The organism is Carboxydothermus islandicus (assembly GCF_001950325.1).
Lineage (GTDB): Bacteria > Bacillota > Z-2901 > Carboxydothermales > Carboxydothermaceae > Carboxydothermus > Carboxydothermus islandicus.
On sequence record NZ_BDJL01000132.1, the window covers coordinates 73,177 to 96,585 of the forward strand.

Below are 23,409 nucleotides of genomic sequence, written 5' to 3' on the forward strand. Positions count from 1 at the left end.
TTTTGCGTCTTTTTTCTCCGGCTTTTGGGGAAATTGAAGCCGATGAATCGCAAATATTTTCTTTTCCCGAAGGACTTCCTGGTTTTATTCATCTAAAGAAGTTTGTACTTATACGGCACCGGGATAATAGTCCTTTTTTCTTTTTAATAGCCGTAGAGGAACCGGAAATTTACTTCATACTACTTGAGCCATCGCAATTACTTAATGATTATCATGTAGAGTTGAGTGGTGAACAACAAGGTCTTATGCATTTATCTGAAGAAACACCAGCTTTAAGTTTAAATATAGTTCGAATACCGCCTGAAGCGCAAGAAATGATTATAAATTTAAAAGCGCCGGTTGTCTTTAATTTACAAGAAAAGATAGCCCGCCAGATTATTCTTGATGCAGAGTACCCTGTTCGCTATCCAATTCCGTTAAGCAAGGTAAAGGAGCAAGCCGATGCTGGTACTAAATAGAAAAGTAAATCAGAAAGTAATTATTAACGGCGAAATCGAAATTACCGTACTGGCAGTTGACAGCAGATGGGGACAGGTAAAGCTTGGAATTACTGCTCCGCAGCATTATTCAATTTACCGGGAAGAAATCTGGCGGGAGATTGAGAGGGAGAATAAAGAGGCGATTCGGCAGAATTTAAATAAATTAGAGTTTGATGTAAATATTAGGAGGACTAAAGAATGAATAGTGCAGTAGCCAATGGAGAAAGACAGTATCCTAAATTTTTTAATGAAGCATCTCTTGATCATCAAGAAAGGTATCATTTTGCGCTAAGTTTTGTTAAAAAAGATGCGAATATTTTAGATGCAGCTACAGGAGTTGGATATGGAGCTTTTTATTTAGCTACGAACTCAAATTGCAAAAGTATTACAGCAATAGATATTTCAGATGAAGCTTTAAAATGGGCAAATTGTTATTTTAACCATAATAAAATTAAATATTTAAAATTAGATTTAACGCATGATTTTGCTACTGAGTTAGGATTTGAAACATTTGATTTAATTACATCATTTGAAACTATTGAACATCTTGAAAAAGATGAAATATTACTAAAAAATTTTTATAAAGTTTTAAAAAATGATGGGATTTTGATTATTTCTGCTCCTAATGAAGAATTAATTCCTCATTTAGATAATCCATTTTATCAAGGGGGAATAAATCCTTTTCATTACAGACATTATACACTGGAAGAATTGGAAAAATTGTTAAAAAAAGCCGGTTTTTTTGTAAAAGGATATTACACGCAATTTTTTGATAAGGTCCTAAAAGGTTATGGAGGATTAGTAAATATTTTAGTGTGTTCTAAAGTTGAGCAAAAAAAAGAAATGATAGAAAAAATTGACTTTGAAGTGATTAAGTGGAACAGAGAAAGATATATTAAGTTAAGAGATTCGTTAAAAAGTAAAGAATTTAAAATTAATCCAAATGAAATCATTACCAAAATACGTCAAAAGAAATTATTTAATAAATTTAATAAGGATTTGGAAAAGTTGGAACTTTCATTAGTTAAAAAAAATAATAAAGATTTTGGTAAACTTAAAATTGTTTATGTCATGACTCATGTTGGCATAACTGGAGGCGCAAAAATTATTTTTGAACATGCCAATCGATTAACGGAATTAGGACACGATGTTACAATCATTTCTCACTATCCTAAGCCTAACTGGTATATTATAAATGCAAAATATAGACAAATACCATTTGGCATAAGTTTTAGTGAAGCAATTCCGGATTGTGATGTTATTGTAGCAACATACTGGGATCATATTGATGAATGTGTGGAGGCAGGAATTGCGCCTGTTGTATATTTTGAACAGGGTGATTTCCATTTGTATGAGTTTGAAAATTTGGATGAACAGCTTAAAGGATTTTTAAGCAAAGTATACAAACTACCAAATCATGTAATTACTGTTTCGGACCAAACAGCAAAACATATCAAGAAAGTTTATAACCGTGATTCAAATGTTTTTCATAATGCAATTGATCCTAAAGTATTTAATCATAACGGTCGAAAATATATCAATGATAAACCATATATTTTAATGGTTGGAAGTGAAATACGGTTTAAAGGTATTAATGAAATTATTAAAGCATATAAAATATTGCAGGAAGAAGGGTATAACCTTGATTTAATTTGGATAACTCCTACAGCTCCTCAGAATCATTATCCAGAAGTATCAAAAATATTTATTAGTCCAGATCAGAATTCAATAGCCGAATTATATAGGGGAGCATTATGTTATGTTTCTGGTTCTTACTATGAATCATTTCCACTACCACCGCTTGAAGCGATGGCCTGCGGTTGTCCAGTGATTTCTACCGCAAATATTGGGGTATTAGAGTATGCAAAGGATGATTATAATAGTTTACTTGTAGAAATTGGGGATTTTAGAAAAATTGCTGAAAAAATCAAACTTCTGAGTCTTAATAATAAATTACGTGAAAAATTAATAACTAATGGCCTTAAAACTGCTAATTTATTTAATTGGGGAAAAATAATTAATGAACTTTCAAAATTTTATATTGAAGTTGCAAATTGGCAAATTGCTAAAAACCAAATTAGTGATTGGGAATTAAATTTAGGTAACTTAGAATTTTTAAAAGATGAGGAAAAATATACTTTTGAAAAAATTTTAAAAACAACGACTGCATGTGTTATAAAGGCTCCTGTTATCTATCCTTTTGTTGATGGCGTAGAGTTATGTAAGTGGCAAATTGTTGCTAGAAGAAGTAGTTCTGAGAAAGATAATAGCTTAGAAAAGAAGATTTTGATTTATTTCCGGAGCAAAAATCAGGAATTTCAAAGTAACTATCAACCTGCCATTCGCTTTTTTATTGAGGAGAAGTATGAACAAGCACTTAAATATTTTAATGAATATTTTCAGGCTGTTGAAGGAAATGAAAAAGCTGTGATTTTAAGGTATATAGTTTTGTGCCTGCTTGAATTAAGAAGAGATGAAGATGCCCGAAAAATTTTAGAGGATAGCCTGCTGATTTATAATGACTATACAGACTTGTACTATCTTTACTTACATGTATTGTTGTTTACTGGCAAAATAAAGGAAGCAAATGAAATTACGTTACTTTTGAAATTGTTAGGTGATGCTGTCGGATATCCAGAATTTATTCCAAATATTGGTGACATAGTCAATAAAATCAGTTAGTTAAAAATTATAAAAAAAATTTAGTTTCTACCGAAATATTAAGTAGAAAGTCAAGGTGGCCACCTGACTTAAATTATCTGGCAGGGATGCCAACGAAAAATTCAAGGAGGAGGATAAATATGGGTCTTCGGATTAACAACAATATTGAGGCTTTGAATGCCTGGAGGGCGCTTAATAATACTTCTACTGCACTTCAAAAGTCAATGGAAAAGCTTTCTTCCGGCCTTCGGATTAACCGGGCTGGCGATGATGCAGCAGGCCTTGCTATCTCAGAAAAATTAAGAGGGCAAATAAGAGGACTAAATCAGGCAGTTAGAAATGCGCAGGATGGTATTTCCTTAATTCAAACTGCTGAAGGCGGACTGAACGAAATTCATAACATATTACAAAGAATGCGCGAGCTTGCTGTACAAGCTGGAAATGATACATTAACAGATGAAGATCGTAACGCGATAGGGCAAGAAATGAAAGAGTTATTATCTGAAATTGATAGAATTCAAAACACTACGGAATTTAATACACAACCGTTATTAGATGGTACTTTTAACAGTAAATTATTACAAATTGGTGCTAATGACGGGCAAGTAATTACAATTAGTATTTCTGATGTCTCTACGGCTGCTTTATCGTTGGATGGAATAACTGTTAATGATGCTACAGCTGCAAGCCAAGCTATTTGCGCAATTGATGATGCAATTGAGTATGTTTCAAGTTTACGTGCTTATTTAGGTGCACTTCAAAATCGTTTAGAGCATACAATTGCTAACTTAAGTACTGCTGCTGAAAACTTAACGGCGTCTGAATCCCGGATTCGGGATGTAGATATGGCTCAGGAGATGATGAACTTTACAAAGAATCAAATATTACAACAAGCGGGTGTTGCAATCTTAGCTCAAGCGAATCAGGCACCGCAAGCAGTTTTACAGCTATTACGGTAGTAATATGAAGGCCAGCTCTTATGAGCTGGCCTTACTTTAAAGTTAAGGGTGGGGAAAAAATTGGCTCAAACTACTGAAACAAGGGAAAAACTAATTTCTGCTTGTTTAATCGTAAAAAATGAAGAAGATGTTTTAGAAAGATGCTTAAAAAGTTTAAGGAATTTTGTTGATGAAATAGTGATCGTTGATACTGGATCTGAAGATAATACGGTGGAAATTGCTAAAAAATATGCTGATATTATTGACTATTTTCCCTGGAATGGTGATTTTGCTGCGGCACGAAATGCTTCAATCGATAAAGCTTCTGGTGAATGGATTTTTATTGTTGATGCAGATGAGGAATTAATACTTGATAATTATAATGAATTACAAAACTTAAAACAATTTTTAAAAACTGCTTCAATCGATGTAGGTGGTATAGGTATTGGTATTTTAAATATTTCTAATATTACATTTCTTGATGTGAATAGCATTTATGTAAATCAAATAAGGATTTTTCGTAATAAACCAGAATATCGTTATCGAGGAGCAATCCATGAGCAAATTGTAGGGAAAATATTAGAAAACGGAAATAAAATTCACATTTATGGTGGTAAAATATTACGTCATTACGGATATATAAGTGAAATTGTTCAAAAAAAAGATAAGATTAATAGAAATATGGTCATTCTTGAGAGAGAATTAAAAAAAGATCCCAAAAATAGTTTTAATAGGTATAATCTTGGTTTAGAATATGATAGAATTGGAAAGTTTGATAAAGCTATTGAAGAGTATAAACTTGCTGTAAAATATTTACCAAATTATAATGTAGGATACGCTAATAATTTATTTAAAAGATTGGTTCGCGATTTAATTGAACTTAAAAGAAATAAAGATGCTTTAAAAATTTTATTAGATGTAGTAAAAATTTATCCTGAAGATAGTGAGTTTTATTATTACTATGCTGGAACTTTGGTAAATTTAAAGAAGTATGAAAATGCCCTAAAAATTATAGATAAAGCAATTGCCATGGGTGAACCTCCACCTTATATCATGCATTTACGTGGGGTAGGGAGTTTTCGTGCCTGGCATTTAAAGGGAAGAATTAAAGAAGCGTTAGGCGACTATAAAGATGCCTTGACATGCTATGAAGAAGCTTTAAAAATTGAACCTTTTTTTCTTGAGGCTGTAGACTCTTTAATTTTCTTTCTTTATAATCAGTTGCCACGGGAAAAAGCAAGGGAAGAAGTTAAAAAGAGATTTTCTAATGTAGATCATGAGGTGGTTATTGGTAATATTGCTGCCTTTTTAGGGGCATTAAAAGAATATGATTTAGCCTTAGAGTTTACCGAAAAAATTCCTGATTCTTTGGAGCTTAAACTAAAGAAAGCAGAAATATTTTTCTGGCAGAAGAAATTCAACAAAAGTAGCGAACTTTTAAGGGAAATAATAGTTGAAGAATTAAAAAAGAAAAATCCATTTTTATATTCAACAGGTCTATATTTGGCAGTTTTAGTTGAAGTTTGTCTTAATGATATAGATAACGCGAAAAATTACTATAAACTTTTGGCAAAAGAGGAGTTATTAAGTTTTAATGAAAAAAATTACATTTTAGGATGCTTCTTAGAGAGTTTATCCTCTGGAAAATTAAAGCAAGTTGAATATAAAGATGAGTTTGACAGGGAAAAACTTGAAAAAGAATTATGGCAACTGGCTGCAACTTTTTTAAGTTTAGATAAATTTGATGAATTTGAAATAGTCTATAACTTAATTGAAAGTAATCACTTCATTAACAATAAAAAAGATAAATTTGGAAAACTTTTTTATAGACAAGAGTTTTATGATTTAGCGGCAGAGGCCTTACTGGAAGCAGTTAAAAAGCATGAGGCTGATGATGAAACTTATTATATCTTAGGTAAAATTTGTGAAATGAAAAATTTAAAAGAAGAAGCTATTAGTTTTTACCAAAAAGCACTATCGGAAAAACGGGAATTTAAGTATTATTTAGCATTAATTACTCTTTATAATTCATTGCAAAGATACGAAGAATTAAAGGAAATTTTAAGTGAAGCAATCCGAAAATACCCCGAGGCGGAGATTTTAAAAGCCTTAAATGCAGTGGTAAAAAAACTTTAACCTAAAAGGGTGGGTTAAGGAATATGAATATGAACTCCATTGACCCTTTAAAATTAACTAACGTTAATTTGCTTAAAGCGTCTGCAGTTGAACCGGTTAAAAATATCTTAAATGAACCCCGGGAAGAAAAAAATTTGGAAACCGGGAATATAAATAAAAACCAGTTAGAAGCTGCTGTTGAAAAATTAAATAAAGTAGTAAACTCTTTTACTCCCACAGAGCTTAAATTTGAAATTCATGAGGACTCTAAAGAACTGATGGTGAAAGTTATCAATGCCGAGACCAAAGAAGTAATCAGGGAAATTCCGCCCCATCAGGTTTTAGAAATAGTGGCGGAGATAAAGAAATTACTGGGTATTTTGGTTGATACTAAAATTTAAGAGGTGAGGGCAATGCCCATTCAAATTGGGGGTTTGGCTTCCGGGCTTGATACTAACAAGATTGTTGAACAACTGATGCAGATTGAAAGAAAGCCTCTTGAAAAATTAGAGCAGCGAAAAGCGAATTTGGAAGCAGTTCGCAAAGCCTGGAGTGAAATTAGAACGAAGCTAAGCACGTTATACTCAACTCTTCAGTCGTTGCAGTCAACGTCTCTTTACACTTCCCTTACCGCTACTTCTTCGGATACTACTATCCTTACAGCATCTGCTCAATCAACCGCTGTTAAAGGAAGTTATACCATAGAAGTGCAAAGTATAGCTACCAGTTACGTTATTGGCTCAAACCAACAAACTTCTATTACAGCAGCCTTAAATTTGAATCCAACTTCCTTTAAAATAGCAATTGGCGGGGTAGTGCAAAAAGATAGCCAGGGTAATGATATTGTTATCTCTATTGATTCTACCGATAGCTTGGTAAGTATTCGAGATAAAATAAATAATGCCAAGGCCGGCGTTACAGCTTCAATTGTTGATAATAAACTTTTATTAACAGCCAATGTTACCGGGTCAGCTAACTCGATATCTTTTACGGCAGTAAGCGGTGATGCCTTACAAGCATTGGGAATTGCTGATGCCAATGGTAATGCGGTTAATGTTGTCCGGTCTGGTGCTGATGCCAGATTAATTATTAATGGTTTAACGGTGATTCGCAATTCGAATACAATTAGTGACGCCATATACGGCGTTACCCTGAATGTAAAAAAAACCGGGTCTGTCAGTGTTACCGTTGATAACGATACTGCTTCTATCATTGATAAAATAAAAACTTTTGTAAACAAGTATAATGATTTGATGAACGATTTAGCAACAAAAACTGCTTATGACCCCAGTACCAAAACAAAAGGAGTTTTGCTGGGAGATGCCACTGCCCAGCAAATCATGTTTCAATTAAGACAGATAGTTGGAAGTGCTGTTTCCGGTCTTACCGAAACGGCAACTTACAATGGCAAGACGGTTACTTTAAATAGCTTGATGGCTATAGGCATATCTACTTCCGGAAAGGAAGCCACCCTTTCCCTGGATGAAAATAAACTTACGGAGCTCATCAAGCAAAATGCAAAAGCTGTAGGGGAAATTTTCACCAATGCCGCAGCAAATGGGGTAATGGACCGGTTAAAGCCCTATGTCGAAAGTTTAGCTATTTATGCCACAGCCAATGGCGTCCACACCGATGCTATTCTGGTGACTAAAGATAAGTCTCTCGCCGAACAAATAAAAGATGTCCAGGATCAAATTGATCGGTTTAACGATTATTTAACGCGAAAAGAAGAAGAACTCTGGAATAAATTTACTCAATTAGAAAGAGTGATGTCCGGCTTTCAAGCCCAGAGCAACTGGTTAGCAGCACAAATTGGTCAGTTTGCCAAGAAATAATCGAGGTGAGCTAAAATGAATAATCCCTACGCTCAATATCAGATGCAAAATATTGCTACCGCTCCACCGGAAAAATTATTAATTATGCTGTATGATGGTGCGATTAAATTTTTAAAACAAGGGCTTAAAGCATTGGATGACAAAAAATATGATGATTTTAGCTATTACATAAGCCGCACGCAGGACATAATTTCCGAATTGATGGTTACTCTGGATATGGATTATGAAATATCCAAAAACCTTTACCAGCTTTATGATTACTTTATGTACCGGCTAATTCATGGGAGTGTCAAAAAAGACCGCCAGAGTATCGAAGAAGTGCAAAAACACCTGGAGGAACTGAGGGAAGCCTGGGTTCAAGCGGCAGCTGTCAAAGAGAAAAGCATAAAGGATGAAGGTTAATGAAAACTTCCCAGGAAATAGTTAAAGCGCTAAAAAGACTTCAAGAAAAATTACAGGCTAATGAAAAAGAGCTTGATATAAGTGAAATCTATGAGGAAATAACGGGTTATTTTAACAAATATTATTCCGGGAAAGAAGAAATTAAAACTGAGGAAATCCAGGCATTATTGCCCGAGTATGAAAAAACACTCAAACTTTTAGAAGTAGAAAAAGAGAAAATTTTAAGGGAAATTGAAAAAGTGAAGCAGGAAAAAAAAGTAATTAATTCATATTTAACAAAAAGTTTTCATGTGGAAGGAGTTTTTTTGGATAAGAAACGCTAATTCCCCACAAAGGGGGGATAAGTGGTGATTATACCCAATATTGACCCGTTGCTTCTGCAAAAATACCGGGAGCAGGTAAAGCCGAAAGTTCCGGAAATAAAAAAGACCGCTGACCAGGTCCGGTATGAACCGGAGTATGATGGGGAAAAGGAGTTTATTCCGAAATTGGCGGCGGATGTGTTTAATCAGGTGATCAACTTTTTAAACCCGGCGCTGGAATTTGTTTATGATGAGCAGGAAGAAGTGGGGTATGTCATTGATAAGCTGAAAAATCGGGTTTTAAAACGAGTTAGCATGGAGCAATTAAAAACGGCGTTTACCGACTTGACCAAAACCATAGGGCTTTTGTTAGACGAGAGGGTATGAACCCTCTTTTTTTATTGGTAACAGGGGCTGTTATAACGGTGGTAAGTAGTGAGTCGTAAGTTGACAAAATTAAATATAAGTGCTATCTTGCGAGGTAAAAAAATTAAGATAAAATCGAAAGAGTAAAGGATTTTCTCAAAATTTGTCAAATATAATATACAGATTGTGATATTAAGAGCTTGAGGGGAGAAGCGAATGGACATTTTGGGAGGGGTTACTTATAACCTTTTGAAACTCGGGTTGGACGCAGCGGCTAAAAGACAGCAGGTTATTGCTCACAATATAGCCAACGTCAATACACCGGGGTACCGGAAGGAAGTAGTGGTGTTTGAGGAAAAGGTTCAGGAATTTTTAAACACAAAAAACGGCAATTTTGCTTTAAAAACTACCCATCCCTTGCACTTAACGGCCAAAGGGAATAGCCTGCCGGTTGCAGAAATTAAGCGGGAAAATTCCACCTCCTTGAGAATAGACCAGAACAACGTTGATATTGAAACCGAAATGATTGATTTGGCTTATAACCAGCTTTATTATGAAACAGCGGTAGAGCGGCTAAAAGGCACCCTTGCTTCTTTAGAAATGGTGATTACCGGTGGAAGGAGGTAAGTGTAGATGGCGTTTTTTAGTTCTTTCCAAATAACCGCTTCGGCCCTTACCGCCCACCGTTTATGGCTGGATACCATCGTGGATAATATTGCCAATGCCAATACTACCCGGACGCCTGCAGGTGGTACATACAATCGAAAAGACGTGGTTTTTGAGGAAATCCTGGAGGCGAAGACCGGGTTTAAAGGAGGCGGAGTCAGGGTCAGTCAGATTGTAGAAGATACCCAAACTCCCTATCGCTATGTGTTTAACCCTAACCATCCCGATGCGGATCCAAATACCGGTTTAGTAAAATATCCCAACGTTAATATCAACGACGAGATAGTTAATTTACTGGCCGCTCAGAGGGCGTACGAAGCCAATGTTACGGTGTTTAATACGGCTAAAGCCATGTATGCTAAGGCTCTCGAGCTTAGTCGTTAGGAGGGGGAATTATGGAGATTACCGGCATTTCTTTTCCCAATACTATTCTATCTAATAATTCGACACAAACCACAAAAACTTTAGATTTTGAAAAGAAGCTTGCTGAAGCTTTGGATAAGGTTAACGAAAAACAGTTAAAAGCCGAGCAAGCGACCCAGGATTTTTTAGCGGGGAAAGTGGATGATATACACCAGGTTTTAATTTTGGCCCAGGAAGCTAAATTGAGTTTACAATTAGCGGTGGAAGTTCGCAACAAAATAGTTGAGGCCTATCAGGAAATTAGCCGGATGCAGATTTAATCATGGGAATAGGGGGAAGTAAATGGATTTTCAGAGCCTCCTGGCGAGTATAAAGGAACGTATCCAAAATCTAAGCAGCTTTCAAAAGCGGGTTTACGGGCTTTTAATATTTACGGCGGTACTTTCGCTGGTACTGGGCTATATTTTTTTGGGACGGCCCAGCTTTACCCCTTTGGCTACCGGTTTGGATGCCAGAGAAGCGGGAGCCATTGCGGAAAAGTTAAAGGAGTGGAAAATAAGTTACAAGCTTGGCGATGAGGGCACAACGATTTTGGTTCCCAAGAGTCAAGTATATGAGGCCCGGATTAAATTAGCCAGTGCCGGGGTGTTAGAAACCGGCAGCGGTATTGGCTTTGAATTATTTGACCAGACCAAGTTAGGTGCCAGTGATTTTGAAAATCAGGTTAACTACCAGCGGGCGTTGCAGGAGGAGTTACGACGGACGATTGTGCAGTTGGATGCGGTGGAGGATGCCCGTGTACATTTAGTCCTTCCCGAAAAAAGCGTTTTTATTTCCGAGGAAAAACCGGCAACTGCCAGCATTTTGCTGAAATTAAAGCCCCTAAAAAAATTAACGCCGGAAGAGATAAAAGGGATAATTTACCTGGTGGCGAACAGTGTCGAAGGTTTAAAGCCGGAAAATGTTCAGGTAGTGGATACATACGGGAATGTGCTTTCTGACCAGGTGGATTTAAGTTCAGCTTTATCGGCGCAATCCGGACGCCAGCAAGAAATGAAAAAGCAGTTTGAAACGGAGTTAACAAATCGAATTAATAACCTGCTTACCACTATTTTAGGTCCTGGAAAGGCAGTAGTTAGTATCAATGCTGATCTGGATTTTAACCAGGAAGAAACTACCTCCCAGATAGCTCTCCCTGGGCCGCTGGTCAGCGAACAGGGAAGTAAAGAAGTAGTTTACGGGAGTCCCGGTGCCTCAGGAATAGTCGGGACGGGACCAAATACCAATCAAAATTACCCGTACATAAATGGCAGTACGAACGGAGAAGTTCGGGTTAAAGAAGACTTTACCCGCAATTACCAGGTTGGACAAACCGTCTATAAATTGGTCAAGGCACCGGGAACGGTGAAGCGGTTATCCGCTGCTATTGCTATCGATTCGGGAGTGCCTGCGGCGGATGTAAATAAAATTCGGGACATCGTAGCTGCAGCCATGGGTTACGACCAAAACCGCGGCGACCAGATAATTATCAACACCATTACCTTTGACAAATCTTTAGAGAAACAAATGGAAGAACAGCAGGCGCAAGCTCAGAAGGAACAGCAGGCAAGACAGGCATTGTATAAATGGCTTGCCATTGGGGCCGGGGCACTACTTTTCCTTAGCATAATAGTATTTTTCGGGGTACGCCGTTTTCGGAAAAAACCTGCGGCAGTTGCGGGCATTTCACCCCGAGCTCCGGTTGGAATCAGTGAGCTGGAAGCAGCGGCTGCGACCGAAAGAGGTCCTGGGATTATTGTAAGAGAAATAACGGGTGAGCCTATAGTAATCCAGAAAGTTCAGTCAGATATCGAAAAAATAAAATCGTTGGTGGATAAAAATCCGGATGAAGTTGCAATGGTACTGCGAGCCTGGCTGACGGACGAGTAAGATAGACAAGGAGGAGGCAGATGGCCCGGGAAGAAACACGCAAGAAAAATATCAATAAAATTGCCAAGCTTCTAATTGCCCTGGGGCCGGAACATTCGGCTAAAATTTTAGCCAGACATTTTACCGAAGAGGAAATTGAAAAAATTTCCATGGCGGTAGCTACTATCGGCCAGATTACACCGGAAGAAAGACAAAAGGTTGTAGAAGAATTTTTGGAACTTTACCAGGCCCAGGAATTTATTTCCACCGGCGGTGTGAGTTATGCCAAGGAAATGCTGGAAAAAGCTTTAGGACCGCAAAAAGCAAACGAAATCATTAAAAAATTAATAAGTTTAACCGCCAAAATGCCCTTCCAGATGTTACGGAAAGCCGATGCCCGGCAGCTTATTAACTTTATTCAAAATGAGCATCCGCAGACCATCGCTTTGATTTTATCATATCTCCTGCCGGAGCAGGCGGCGATGATACTGTCTTCGATGCCGGCGGAAATGCAGAGCGATATTATAAAAAGAATTGCCACTATGGAGAGAACGTCACCGGAAGTTATCCGGGAGATTGAGGAAGTATTGGAAAAAAAGGTCTCATCGGTGTTTGAGCAAAATTATACAAAAGCCGGGGGCGTGGAGGCGGTTGTGGAAATTTTAAACCGGGTTGACCGCTCGACCGAAAAAAATATCCTCGAAGATTTAGAGCAGCAAAACCCGGAGTTAGCAGAAGAAATTAGAAAGCGAATGTTTGTTTTCGAGGATATAGTTACCCTGGACGATATGGCTATACAGCGGGTGCTGCGGGAAGTGGAAAGTCGGGATCTGGCTTTAGCTCTCAAGGGTTCTACCGAAGAAGTCAAGCAGCGGATTATGAAGAACCTCTCCAAGCGGGCTGCGGAAATGTTAAACGACGAATTAGCTTACATGGGACCGGTGCGGCTTAAAGATGTGGAGCAGGCGCAGCAGAAAATTGTGGCTATCATTCGCCGCTTAGAAGAAGCTGGAGAAATTATAATATCCCGGGGTGGTGAAGATGCCCTGGTCATTTAAAAGTAAGCTTTTAGAAGGGGTAGCGGTGAGACCCGATGGGGAGGCTCAGAAAATTCCCGTTAAAAAAATTGTCATTTTACCGGAGGACGTAGAAAAAAATTATGACGAATCTTCGGCTTTATTAAACGATGCCAAAATTAAAGCGCAAGAAATAATTGACGCTGCTCGGCGTGAGGCCGAGATAATAAGAGAAGATGCAAAAGCAAAAGGTTACCAACAGGGTTATACCGAAGGCCAGGCGAAAGCCCGGCAAGAATTTGAAAAGCTTCAAGCTGCTTTAAAAAAGGAATACGAAAAGAGAATTGAAGAGAAAATTTTAGAAATTAACCGCGAACGGGAAAAAATCATCAAAGGTTTAGAACAGGAGATTATAGCTTTTATCGAGACTTCCCTTGAAAAGCTTTTAGGGGAGCTACCGGAGGCAGTAATACTTTTTTACCGGAAATGGCTTGTAAGCGCTCTTGCCAAGTTTTCTCAAAAGATGGTGCCGGTAATTCAGGTAAGTCCTACCGACCGGGAGAAAATAGAAGAACTTTTACAGCAACAGGGTTTGGAAGAAAAAATACCCGTGATTTCCGATACCGATTTGCCGGCCGGAACGGTTGTTGTTAAGGGTGAGGAAAATTACGTTATTTCGTTAAAAATCTTTGTTGATGAAATTTTAGAAAAGCTTAAAGCTGGAGTTTACGGTGATGAGTAGAGTAAACCTTGGGCGGCTCACGGAGCAGTTAAAGGAGCATGAGTTTTTAAAACCCTGGGGTGTGGTCCGCCAGGTCATAGGTCTTACCGTTGAAGCGCACGGTTTAAAGGTTTCGGTAGGTGAGACGGTAGAGATTTTGGCCGGAAACGGCCGGGTTTTAGCCGAAGTGGTCGGTTTTAAAGAGGAAAATGCCATTTTAATGCCTTTAGGGGAAATTAACGGGGTTAGTCTGGGAAGCCTGGTACGCCCGCTTCGGCGGCCGCTGCAAATTACCGTGGGTAAAAGTTTACTGGGGAAAGTGCTGGACGGTTTGGGAAGGCCTTTAAATGCCGATAAAATTTACGGACGGCTCTTTTCCCTGGACCGCAAACCTCCCAATCCCTTAAAACGTCAGCGGATTAAAAAGCCGTTTGCCACCGGTATCAAAGCTATCGATGGCGCCCTAACCTGCGGCGAAGGGCAGAGACTTGGGATCTTTGCCGGAAGCGGTGTGGGGAAAAGTACCCTGATAGGAATGATTGCCCGTTATGCTGAAGCGGATGTGAACGTGATAGCTCTAATCGGGGAAAGGGGCAGGGAGGTTTTAGACTTTATCGAAAATGATTTGGGTGAAGGGATTAAAAAATCGGTTCTGGTGGTGGCGACTTCGGAGCAACCAGCTTTGTTTCGGGTCAAGGGTGCCTTTGTGGCCACGGCTATTGCGGAGTATTTTCGCGAGCAGGGGAAAAAAGTGTTATTGATGATGGATTCCCTGACGCGGTTTGCCATGGCGCAGCGGGAGATTGGCCTTGCTGCCGGCGAACCCCCTTCTTCCCGGGGCTATACTCCTTCGGTATTTGCTTTATTACCCAAATTGGTAGAAAGAGCTGGCAACGATGATAAAGGTTCGATTACCGCTTTTTATACTGTTTTAGTGGAGGGGGACGACTTCAACGAGCCAATTGCCGATGCGGTTCGAGGACTTTTAGATGGGCATATTGTGTTAAGCCGGCAATTAGCCGGAAAGGGACATTACCCGGCCATTGACCTTTTGGCCAGCAACAGCCGTTTAATGCCGGAGCTTGTTGACGAACAGCATTTAGCGTTAACCCTGAAAATGCGGGAAATTCTTGATATTTACCGGCAAAATGAGGATTTAATTTTAATTGGCGCCTATAAGCCGGGAACCAATCCCCTCCTTGACCGGGCAATTCAGCTTGTACCAAAAATTAACCAGTTTTTACAGCAAAAGCAAAATGAAAAAGTGGATTTTACTACTACTAAGGAAATTTTGAACACCCTGCTGGTGGAGGAATAAAAAATGAAAAAATTTTCTTTTCGCCTGGCCGGTGTGGAAAAAATCCGTACCCATGAAGTAGAACAACAAAAACGTGTGGTACAGGAAAAAATTCAAGCGGTCCGGCGCCAGGAAGAAAAGATCAACCGGATTGGAGAATGCATTGCTGCCGAGCTGAAAATTGATTCCCTTTTATTTCGCGAACATCAATTGGAGAGGATAGAATACCTGGCTACTGAAAAGTGGCTTTTGGAAAAAGAGATGGAAAGGCTTATAAACGAACAGGAAAAGGCTAAGGAAGAATATCTTGCCAAAAAAATTGAGCAGAAAAAAATGGAAGTATTAAAAGAAAAAGCAAAAGCGAGTTATCTGGAAGAGCTTAAAAGGGAAAATCAATCTTTTTTAGATGAAATTTCCCTTTTTGGCTATATCCGCAGGAATTGAAAGGGGGTGAAAAGGGGTTGAAGGTAGAACAGAGCTGGCAGGGGCTTAAAATTGTTCCGGAAAGACAACTGCAAACCGTAGGAAGACCCTGGTTAGCCGACAGCTTTGAGCTTCTTTTAGCAGGTGTTCTTGGCAGCGAAAAGTACGAAACGGAACAAAAGAACGAGGGTGATACTGCCCGGGTTGCAACCATAGTGCCGGTGCTTATTGGTCCTTGGAATTTACCTTTACCGCAGGAAATATTGCCTAATGAAGAGACCATATTAAGCGATGGTGACGGTTTTTTCGAAAGACTACAGCTTCAAAACGAGGTAGCGGGAAGTGCTGAAGATGCAGGAAAGGAAAGGGTTTTCCGGGGACTAAATCAGGTAAAGGATGAGGCACTTAAACTGGTAGGGTTAGAGGAAGAATTAAGGCAGGGGTTAAGGGCAAAAGGGTTTACGGTAACGGAAGAGGGTAATATGGTACCGGGAAAAGGAGTAGCCGTAGCTTTGGCGGATGCCGGGGAAGGAAGCTTTCATCAAGGCAGGGATGGGACAATCTTTATAGGAAAGGAATTGCCGGCGGAGTTAAAAGTGGTACCGGGTAGCAGGGGGATGCGGCAGGAGATAAGCCCGGAAGGGATAAGGAATGAGAGCAGGATTTTCGAAAGAGTGGAGCTACCGGTGAATGAGTTAGGGGGAAATGCTGAAAATGCAGGAAAGGTAAGGATTTTACAGGGAATAAATCGGGCAAAGGATGAGGCGATTAATCTGGTAGGGATAGATGAAGGCTTAAGGCAGGGGTTAAGGGCAAAAGGGTTTACGGTAACGGAAGAGGGTAATATGGTACCGGGAAAAGGAGTAGCAGTAGCTTTGGCGGATGCAGGGGAAGGAAGCTTTCATCAAGGCAGGGATGGGACAATCTTTACAGGAAAGGAATTGTCGGCGGAGTTAAAAGCGGTACCGGATAGCAAAGGGATGCAGCAGGAGATAAGCCTGGAGGGGATAAGGAACGGGAGCAGGGTTTTAGAAAGAGCGGAGTTACTGGTAAACGAGGTAGCGGGAAGTGCTGAAGATGCAGGAAAGGAAAGGGTTTTCCGGGGACTAAATCAGGTAAAGGATGAGGCACTTAAACTGGTAGGGTTAGAGGAAGAGTTAAGTCAGGGGTTAAGGGCAAAAGGGTTCACCGCCAGGGAAGAGAGTATTACGGTACCAAATAAAGGAGTAGCAGGAGCATTGGCGGATGTCGGGGAAGGAAGCTTTCATCAAGGCAGGGATGGGGTAACCTTTATAGAAAAGGAATTGCCGGCAGAGTTAAAAGTGGTACCGGGTAGCAAAGGGATGCAGCCGGAGATAAGTCCGGAAGAGATAAGGAACGAGAGCAGGGCTTTTGAAAGAGTGGAGCCCAAGAAAAACGAAGTAACGGTAGTTGCTGAAAACGGTGGAAAGAAAAACATTCCGCAAGCGGAACAAGGTGAAGTAAAAGCTGAACTGAACCTTAGCTCAAAAGGGCTGCAGCCTGAGCCAAGCCAGGCGATAAGGGAAAAAGAAGCAGTAAAAACTTTTTCCAAAGAAGCTAAAAGTGGCTTTCTTTGCGAAGTAAATACGGCGACCCATGAAAAGCCAAAGCCAGCGGTTGAAATACCGACTTTTGACTTATCGCCAAAGGTAGCAAAGAATGCTCTCGATAATTTGCTTCCTGCGGAAAATTTAAAGTTTAACTTTCCCTCTTTTTTGGCTAAAGTAGAAAATCTGGTGCAAAAAGCGCAAAAGGCGGGTACCAATTTAACTGCGTCGTTCAAACTTTATCCTGAAGAACTGGGGGAAGTAAGGGTCACGGTAAAATTAACGGGAAAGAATGTAGAAATTTCGTTAAAAGTTTTTTCAAACGAAGCTGCCTGGTATTTACAGAATGCCGGCAAAGAGTTAGCTGTAACTTTACAAAAGCATCACCTGGAGTTAAGTGGCTTTAATGTGGGGCTGGAACAGAATAGCAATTTTTTCAATCAAAATACCTTTTCTTTCACAAAAAATAATGCCAGGCTTCAGAAGGTTAAAAATTATCAAAATGGTCCGGTAGCTGAGCCGGTACTGGAAAAAAATCCTTTAGCGGAAAAAGTTACCGGGTTGAACTGTTTGGTATAAGGAGGTGAAAGGGTGATAAATGATGTTACAGCGGTAAGCTCCCAGATGGCAACTTCCGCAAATGCTGCCACGCAAACAAAATTGACCCTGGATAAAGATGCTTTTTTGAAAATTTTCTTAGCGCAACTGCAGTATCAGGATCCCCTTAACCCGGCGGATGGTACCGAATTTATTGCCGAACTTGCCCAGTTTGGAATGTTAGAACAGCTTACTAATTTAACCGAAGCCCTAACAAGACTCTTACAATTCGAACAAAAGGCCCAGGCAGCAGCTTTAATTGGGAAAACGGTGAAGATAGCCACCGCTGATAAAACGCTGGTAGAAGGGGTTGTAGCTGCAGTGCGCTGGTCCGGGGACCAGATTAGTTTGGTGGTAAACGGCCAGGAGTATAGCCCGGATCAAGTTATTGAGGTGAGGTAAGATGAGTGAAATTGGCAAACTTCAGGGGTTAATAACGGTTAACGAAAAACCTGCAGCCCAAACTTTGACCAAAACTGCTCCAACCCGGAGCTTTGAACAGCTGTTGCAGGAAACGGAGGCCAAACTCAAAGTGTCCCATCATGCGGAAAAACGTCTGCTGGAACGGGGGATTAAGCTTTCGGAACAGGAGTGGTTGAAAATTTCCCGGGCGTTAGACAATGCCAGGGCCAAAGGAGCCAGAAACAGTTTGGTGGTGTACGGAGATTTGGCGATAATTGCCTCGGTAGTAAATAAAACGGTGATTACCGTTTCCAGAACGGAGCAACTGGAAGAACAAATAATTACCAATATTGACAGTGCCATTTTACTTAAGTAAAAGGGCTGGACCGCGAGGGGGCCCTCACCCGCTGAACGACGGAAGCGGGTAAAAAATAAAAATTTAAAGGGGGAGTTACGATGATTCGGTCACTTTATTCGGGTATTTCGGGCTTAAAAAGCCATCAGTATAAAATGGATGTTGTTGCCAATAACATTTCCAACGTAAATACTATTGGCTACAAATCCAGCCGGGTAAATTTTGAAGATTTGATTTACCAGAAAACCAACCAGTCGGGAGTTTATCCTTCTTATGTTGGCCTTGGGGTCAACGTGTCCGGGGTTGACACTATTTTTACCCAGGGCGGACTTAAATCTACAGGTCGTCCTTTAGATGTGGCGATTCAGGGTAATGGTTTCTTTGTGCTAAAAGATCCGGTAACCACCAGGACCTATTATTCCCGGGAAGGAGTCTTTTACCTTGACAAAGACGGTTATTTAATAAACGGCCATGGTTACCGGGTGCAGGATGTAAACGGTGCTGACATTCAAATAAACAATCCGGAAGCTGTAGTAACTTTAACAATTCAAAACGATGGACAAATTAAGCTGGTTCGTTCCGATGGTACCACAGAATTTGCGGGTCCCATAGGTTTAATGAGCTTTAAAAACCCGGAAACCTTAGAACGGATAGGGCAAAACGTTTATTCGGCTACTATTGATACCCAAACTTCTTTTTCCTCGCCGGTAACTCCCGGGCAGCAAGGTCAGGGAATCCTGGTTTCCGGCTACCTCGAAATGTCCAATGTGGATTTAGCCAGTGAATTTACCGATATGATTGTTACCCAGAGGGGCTATCAGGCCAATGCCAGGGTGATTACCACTTCCGACCAAATGCTGGAGGAACTTTTGAACATTAAGAGATAAGATTTGAGGTGAAGTTAAAAGTGGCTAAAGGAAAAACAATTTTGCTAATTGTCATTGTAGCGATAGTAGCGGTGCTGGCAGGATTGGGTGGAGCTTACTTCTTATTTGGAAAAAATTCCGGGGCGGCTGCCAAAGAGCCGCCCCCGCCTCCTACCGTTATTGCCAAGTTAGGGGATATTGTGGTAAATTTGGCCGATGAAGACGCTTCCAGGTATCTGCGGGTTGGGATTAATGTGGAAATTGAAGGAGAAGGGGAAGGAGCAACGAAAATATTTGAAGAAAAAAGCGTTATTTTTAAAGATAAGGTTATTGCTTTTCTTAGAAGCAAGGAATCAACGGAGCTTGTTGGTGATAATTCCAGCGAGAAGTTAAAAAAAGAGCTTTTGAAAATTTTGCAGGATACAGCGGCGGAACTCAATAAAAAGGTCGAGAAAAAGTCCGAAAAAATTGTCATTGTAAACGTGTATTTCAGCGATTTTATTATCCAGTGATAAGGGAGGTTGTCCCTTGGGCATTCGCGATGTGGAAGAATTTTTAAAAAAAATGGTTCAAGATGTTCCTACATACCGGAAACCGGAATTTTTACCCTTAGAGCCGGTACCGACCGGGCAAAAAAAATTACCGATATCCCTTTTAAATAACATTAAAATGGAGATTGTAGCCCGGATGGGTACCACCGAGCTGACTGTGCGCCAGCTTTTATCTTTAAAAGAAGGAGATGTCCTGGAATTGGATAAAAGTATTGGCGATTTAATCGACCTTTTTATTGACGGTCGGCGGTTTGCCGTTGGAGAAGTGGTGGTGATTAATGAAATGTACGGAGTGAGGATCACCGGCTACTCCGACGAAGATACTGGGAAAGAGGCGAAAAAAATTGGGTAGTTATTTTGTGCAAATTTTTTGGTCGTTTTTTGTACTTGTTTTGCTACTGGCCGGTTTGTTCATCCTGGCCCGGTACCTGAAAAACTTCCGCATCGGCTTCAAAAGCCGGTATATCGAGATTATCGACCGTTTACCCCTTTCTCCTAAAGCGGGCCTGGTGCTTTTAAAAGTTAACGATAAATATTATTTTGCCGGATACGGTGAAGATAACGTTTCGTTGCTGGATACCTTCGAGAATCTACCAGCGGAAATACCGGGATACGGTAATTTCTTTGAGAGCAGGCTAAATCAAAAAATTTCTGAAGTTGTGGGGCAGATTAAAAGTGGCAGCAAAAAATAAAAAGCTTCTAATAACGGGAATTTCATTATTGATATTAACTCTGGGGGTAAGTTCATTAGCGCTGGCGGAACCGCTTCCCATACCCAATATCCAGCTTAATATTAACGGGCAGGGTTCGCCCCGGGAAGTGGTTAACTCCGTCAAGCTTTTGGTACTGTTAACGGTTTTAGCTTTAGTGCCGGCCTTTTTACTTTTGATGACTTCCTTTACCCGCATTGTGGTAGTTTTATCGCTGTTAAGAAATGCCATAGGTACCCAGCAAGCGCCACCCAATCAGGTTTTAATTGGTCTTGCTTTGTTTTTGACCATTTTTATCATGTCGCCGGTAATTAATAAAATTAACCAGGATGCGATACAACCTTACTTAAATAATCAAATTACTCAGGAACAAGCTATCCGGGCGGCTGAAGCGCCGCTGAAGGATTTCATGCTGAAACAAACCCGGGAAAAAGACTTAGCTCTCTTTATTGAATTAGCAAAGTTACCACGGCCGCAAACCAAAGACGACGTACCTTTTACCGTAGTTGTTCCGGCTTTTATCATCAGCGAACTAAAAACGGCATTTCAGATGGGGTTTATGTTGTTTTTACCGTTTTTGATTATTGACATGGTTGTTGCCAGTATTTTAATGTCCATGGGCATGTTCATGATTCCGCCGATGCTCGTAGCTTTACCCTTTAAACTTTTACTTTTTGTTCTGGCCGATGGTTGGTATCTGGTGGTTAAGAGTTTGGTAAGCAGTTTTTCTTAAAGCAGGAGAGAAGGGAAAAAATGGATTCGCTCTATTTTATCCATTTGGCCCAAAAAAGCTTTACCGTTTTGAGCTTGCTGGTAGGGCCACCGCTTATTGTTTCGCTGGTGATTGGCTTAATAGTAGGAATCTTGCAGGCGGCAACCCAGATTCAAGAGCAAACGCTGACCTTTGTTCCAAAATTAATTGCCGTGTTTTTAACCCTTTTAATTTTAAGTGGCTGGATGCTAAATATTATGGTAGACTTTACCGGACAAATCTTTCAGGAAATGGCTAAAGTTCGCTTTTAGGAGTTCAAGATACGATGATCCAGTGGCTTATTTTTCTTATAATTGCGGCAAGGCTGGCCGGCTTTTTTGGCATCTCGCCTTTAATCATTCCGGTACGGGGTGTGCCGCCGGCGGTGAAAGGGTTTTTTACCCTGATTGTGGCTTATTTGTTACTGCCGACGGTATCAGGAAGCTTTACGACAACGGACGTTCAGCGGAATTTTTTTCTCCTCTTAATCAGTGAAAGTTTAATTGGTCTTTTGTTGGGGTTCGTAACTTTAATCTTTGCTAACTTATATCTCATTGCCGGACAGTTTATGGACCTGACTTCGGGACTCAGCGCCGCTACCCTATTTGATCCCCTGACCCAGACCAATGCTGGATTAATGGCCAATTTTATTTATCTCTACGGCCTCTTAAACTACTTTTTGGCCAACGGACACCACCGCCTCTTAACTTTTTTGACGGTGAGTTTTGAGCTAATTCCTCCCGGCAAAGGGATACTGCACCCGGGGCTAAGCGAGTTGCTAATAAAGATTTTCGCGTTGGTTATGTTAGTAGCGATTGAAATTGCCATACCGTTTCTCATGGTGATGCTTATCAGCGATTTAGCCCTTGGCATTTTAGCGCGAACTGCTCCGCAAATGAATGTGTTTATGCTGAGTTTTGGTTTAAAGATTTTACTGGCCATCTTTACTTTATGGCTTTTACTTCCCGGGATAGCGTATTTTACCGGAATTTATCTGGAATTAATGGAAAAAAATCTTTTAACAATCATAAGGGAAATTGGCTATGGCGGATGAGCAGAAAGACCAGCGTACCGAGGCTCCCACTCCCCGAAGGTTAGCTGAAGCCCGGCGCCGCGGGCAGGTTTTTAAGAGTCAGGAATTGAATTTTGCGGTAATGTTCTTAATATTCTTTTTGCTTTTGCTGATCCTGGGAGGCTACTTTTATCAGCAATTTTACCTTTTAAGTCGTAATGTTTTTCGAAATATGTTTATTGAACTTACCCCATCTGCTACCCGCGAACTTTTAATTTATTATTTTGGCTGGAGTTTTAAAATTGTTTTGCCGTTTTTACTCCTGGGGATGCTTGCGGGAATAGCTCTAAATCTGATGCAGGTCGGCTTTATCTTAACGACGGAGCCATTAAAGCCAAGCTGGGAAAGATTAAATCCAGTTGCCGGCTTTAGCAGGATTTTTAGCAAGAGAAACTTTGTGGAACTTGCGAAAAACTTTTTGAAATTTAGCCTTTTGGCGTTAGTTATTTACCTCAGGATAAAAAGTAACTTGCCTCTTATATTTCAGAAAATCGGTCAGGCGCCAGCTGAATACTTTAACGGTTATTTTAGCTTAATTAAAAAGATTGCGCTGGATACGCTTCTTGTGCTCTTTGTCGTTGGAGTAGTAGATTACTGGTATCAGCGGCGGGAGTACTATCAATCACTGAAAATGACCAAACAGGAGTTGAAAGAAGAATACCGTCAAACGGAAGGAGATCCCTTAATTAAAGCCCGGCTGCGGGAACGGCAGCGGCAGATTGCTTTAAACCAAATAGCCCGGGAGGTGCCGCAGGCTACCGTGGTGGTTACCAACCCGGTGCACATTGCGGTGGCGTTAAAATACGAACGGGGCAAAATGGCGGCTCCGAAAGTTGTGGCGAAAGGAGCCGGATTTTTAGCGGAAAAGATTAAGGAAATAGCCCGGGCCCATAACGTTGAGATTGTCGAGAATGTTGAGGTTGCCCGGTTTTTATATAAAAATTGTGAAGTAGGCGACGAAATTCCCGAAGAGCTTTACAATGCGGTGGCGGAGATTATCGCCTTGGTTTACCGCAAAAAAAGAAAAAGATAAGTTGGTGAGACT

Annotated in this window: 29 protein-coding genes; all 29 read left to right on the forward strand. The window is 40.2% G+C overall.

What is annotated here, in order from left to right:
* Positions 1 to 2 precede the first annotated feature (2 nt).
* The 29 genes from fliW to flhB all read left to right on the forward strand — a co-directional run bounded on the left by fliW (position 3) and on the right by flhB (position 23,397).
* Complete coding sequence (fliW, locus tag ciss_RS10875) at positions 3 to 458, forward strand: flagellar assembly protein FliW (RefSeq protein WP_075866311.1); 456 nt, start codon at positions 3 to 5, stop codon at positions 456 to 458.
* Positions 442 to 681: a carbon storage regulator CsrA gene (gene csrA, locus ciss_RS10880; protein WP_075866312.1), complete on the forward strand. Its 240-nt coding sequence runs from the start codon at positions 442 to 444 to the stop codon at positions 679 to 681. Before fliW ends, csrA begins: the two co-directional genes overlap by 17 nt.
* A complete protein-coding gene (locus tag ciss_RS10885) occupies positions 678 to 3,161 on the forward strand; it encodes a glycosyltransferase (protein ID WP_075866313.1) in 2,484 nt (827 codons plus the stop codon). The genes csrA and ciss_RS10885 overlap by 4 nt, the downstream gene beginning before the upstream one ends.
* 119 nt (positions 3,162 to 3,280) lie before the next feature.
* The gene (locus tag ciss_RS10890) at positions 3,281 to 4,099 is read left to right on the forward strand and encodes a flagellin N-terminal helical domain-containing protein (RefSeq protein ID WP_075866314.1); all 819 of its coding nucleotides are present in this window, start codon (positions 3,281 to 3,283) and stop codon (positions 4,097 to 4,099) included.
* Between the two features lie 60 nt (positions 4,100 to 4,159).
* Positions 4,160 to 6,214, forward strand: a complete 2,055-nt coding sequence (locus ciss_RS10895) for a glycosyltransferase (RefSeq protein ID WP_075866315.1) — start codon at positions 4,160 to 4,162, stop codon at positions 6,212 to 6,214.
* Positions 6,215 to 6,237: 23 nt separating this feature from the next.
* Positions 6,238 to 6,594 (forward strand): flagellar protein FlaG, encoded by a 357-nt coding sequence (locus ciss_RS10900; protein WP_075866316.1) that lies wholly within the window; start codon positions 6,238 to 6,240, stop codon positions 6,592 to 6,594.
* A gap of 12 nt (positions 6,595 to 6,606) precedes the next feature.
* Positions 6,607 to 8,028, forward strand: a complete 1,422-nt coding sequence (fliD, locus tag ciss_RS10905; protein ID WP_075866317.1) for a flagellar filament capping protein FliD — start codon at positions 6,607 to 6,609, stop codon at positions 8,026 to 8,028.
* Positions 8,029 to 8,043: 15 nt separating this feature from the next.
* Complete coding sequence (gene fliS / locus ciss_RS10910) at positions 8,044 to 8,430, forward strand: flagellar export chaperone FliS (RefSeq protein ID WP_075866318.1); 387 nt, start codon at positions 8,044 to 8,046, stop codon at positions 8,428 to 8,430.
* Complete coding sequence (locus ciss_RS10915; protein WP_075866319.1) at positions 8,430 to 8,753, forward strand: hypothetical protein; 324 nt, start codon at positions 8,430 to 8,432, stop codon at positions 8,751 to 8,753. Before fliS ends, ciss_RS10915 begins: the two co-directional genes overlap by 1 nt.
* Positions 8,754 to 8,777: 24 nt before the next feature.
* On the forward strand, positions 8,778 to 9,119 hold the full coding sequence (locus ciss_RS10920) for a hypothetical protein (RefSeq protein WP_075866320.1): 342 nt from the start codon (positions 8,778 to 8,780) through the stop codon (positions 9,117 to 9,119).
* A gap of 195 nt (positions 9,120 to 9,314) precedes the next feature.
* Positions 9,315 to 9,725, forward strand: coding sequence for a flagellar basal body rod protein FlgB (gene flgB / locus ciss_RS10925; protein WP_075866321.1), 411 nt, complete (start codon positions 9,315 to 9,317; stop codon positions 9,723 to 9,725).
* Positions 9,726 to 9,731: 6 nt separating this feature from the next.
* Positions 9,732 to 10,148, forward strand: coding sequence for a flagellar basal body rod protein FlgC (gene flgC / locus ciss_RS10930; protein WP_075866322.1), 417 nt, complete (start codon positions 9,732 to 9,734; stop codon positions 10,146 to 10,148).
* Positions 10,149 to 10,159: 11 nt separating this feature from the next.
* Positions 10,160 to 10,447 carry a flagellar hook-basal body complex protein FliE gene (fliE, locus tag ciss_RS10935; protein ID WP_075866323.1) on the forward strand — a complete coding sequence of 96 codons (288 nt, stop codon included), beginning with the start codon at positions 10,160 to 10,162 and terminating at the stop codon, positions 10,445 to 10,447.
* A gap of 22 nt (positions 10,448 to 10,469) precedes the next feature.
* Positions 10,470 to 12,056 carry a flagellar basal-body MS-ring/collar protein FliF gene (gene fliF / locus ciss_RS10940; protein WP_075866324.1) on the forward strand — a complete coding sequence of 529 codons (1,587 nt, stop codon included), beginning with the start codon at positions 10,470 to 10,472 and terminating at the stop codon, positions 12,054 to 12,056.
* A 20-nt stretch (positions 12,057 to 12,076) separates the two neighbouring features.
* Positions 12,077 to 13,093 (forward strand): flagellar motor switch protein FliG, encoded by a 1,017-nt coding sequence (fliG, locus tag ciss_RS10945; protein ID WP_075866325.1) that lies wholly within the window; start codon positions 12,077 to 12,079, stop codon positions 13,091 to 13,093.
* Complete coding sequence (locus tag ciss_RS10950; RefSeq protein WP_075866326.1) at positions 13,077 to 13,793, forward strand: FliH/SctL family protein; 717 nt, start codon at positions 13,077 to 13,079, stop codon at positions 13,791 to 13,793. The genes fliG and ciss_RS10950 overlap by 17 nt, the downstream gene beginning before the upstream one ends.
* Positions 13,786 to 15,090 (forward strand): flagellar protein export ATPase FliI, encoded by a 1,305-nt coding sequence (fliI, locus tag ciss_RS10955; protein WP_075866327.1) that lies wholly within the window; start codon positions 13,786 to 13,788, stop codon positions 15,088 to 15,090. The genes ciss_RS10950 and fliI overlap by 8 nt, the downstream gene beginning before the upstream one ends.
* Before the next feature lie 3 nt (positions 15,091 to 15,093).
* Positions 15,094 to 15,513: a flagellar export protein FliJ gene (locus tag ciss_RS10960; protein WP_075866328.1), complete on the forward strand. Its 420-nt coding sequence runs from the start codon at positions 15,094 to 15,096 to the stop codon at positions 15,511 to 15,513.
* Positions 15,514 to 15,530: 17 nt separating this feature from the next.
* On the forward strand, positions 15,531 to 17,639 hold the full coding sequence (locus ciss_RS10965; RefSeq protein WP_075866329.1) for a flagellar hook-length control protein FliK: 2,109 nt from the start codon (positions 15,531 to 15,533) through the stop codon (positions 17,637 to 17,639).
* Between the two features lie 12 nt (positions 17,640 to 17,651).
* Positions 17,652 to 18,059 carry a flagellar hook capping FlgD N-terminal domain-containing protein gene (locus ciss_RS10970; RefSeq protein WP_075866330.1) on the forward strand — a complete coding sequence of 136 codons (408 nt, stop codon included), beginning with the start codon at positions 17,652 to 17,654 and terminating at the stop codon, positions 18,057 to 18,059.
* Between the two features lies 1 nt (position 18,060).
* Positions 18,061 to 18,435: a TIGR02530 family flagellar biosynthesis protein gene (locus ciss_RS10975; protein WP_075866331.1), complete on the forward strand. Its 375-nt coding sequence runs from the start codon at positions 18,061 to 18,063 to the stop codon at positions 18,433 to 18,435.
* Between the two features lie 80 nt (positions 18,436 to 18,515).
* Entirely contained in the window at positions 18,516 to 19,301 is a 786-nt protein-coding gene (gene flgF / locus ciss_RS10980) for a flagellar basal-body rod protein FlgF (protein WP_075866332.1), read from the forward strand.
* Between the two features lie 8 nt (positions 19,302 to 19,309).
* Positions 19,310 to 19,792 carry a flagellar basal body-associated FliL family protein gene (locus ciss_RS10985; protein WP_075866333.1) on the forward strand — a complete coding sequence of 161 codons (483 nt, stop codon included), beginning with the start codon at positions 19,310 to 19,312 and terminating at the stop codon, positions 19,790 to 19,792.
* 16 nt (positions 19,793 to 19,808) lie between these two features.
* Complete coding sequence (locus ciss_RS13045) at positions 19,809 to 20,183, forward strand: FliM/FliN family flagellar motor switch protein (RefSeq protein WP_077177569.1); 375 nt, start codon at positions 19,809 to 19,811, stop codon at positions 20,181 to 20,183.
* The gene (gene fliO, locus ciss_RS10995; RefSeq protein WP_075866334.1) at positions 20,176 to 20,523 is read left to right on the forward strand and encodes a flagellar biosynthetic protein FliO; all 348 of its coding nucleotides are present in this window, start codon (positions 20,176 to 20,178) and stop codon (positions 20,521 to 20,523) included. Before ciss_RS13045 ends, fliO begins: the two co-directional genes overlap by 8 nt.
* A 61-nt stretch (positions 20,524 to 20,584) precedes the next feature.
* Positions 20,585 to 21,274, forward strand: a complete 690-nt coding sequence (fliP, locus tag ciss_RS11000; protein ID WP_439951285.1) for a flagellar type III secretion system pore protein FliP — start codon at positions 20,585 to 20,587, stop codon at positions 21,272 to 21,274.
* Between the two features lie 20 nt (positions 21,275 to 21,294).
* Positions 21,295 to 21,564, forward strand: a complete 270-nt coding sequence (gene fliQ / locus ciss_RS11005) for a flagellar biosynthesis protein FliQ (RefSeq protein WP_075866336.1) — start codon at positions 21,295 to 21,297, stop codon at positions 21,562 to 21,564.
* Positions 21,565 to 21,578: 14 nt separating this feature from the next.
* Entirely contained in the window at positions 21,579 to 22,346 is a 768-nt protein-coding gene (locus ciss_RS11010; protein WP_075866337.1) for a flagellar biosynthetic protein FliR, read from the forward strand.
* The gene (gene flhB, locus ciss_RS11015; RefSeq protein WP_075866338.1) at positions 22,336 to 23,397 is read left to right on the forward strand and encodes a flagellar biosynthesis protein FlhB; all 1,062 of its coding nucleotides are present in this window, start codon (positions 22,336 to 22,338) and stop codon (positions 23,395 to 23,397) included. The genes ciss_RS11010 and flhB overlap by 11 nt, the downstream gene beginning before the upstream one ends.
* Positions 23,398 to 23,409: the final 12 nt, after the last annotated feature.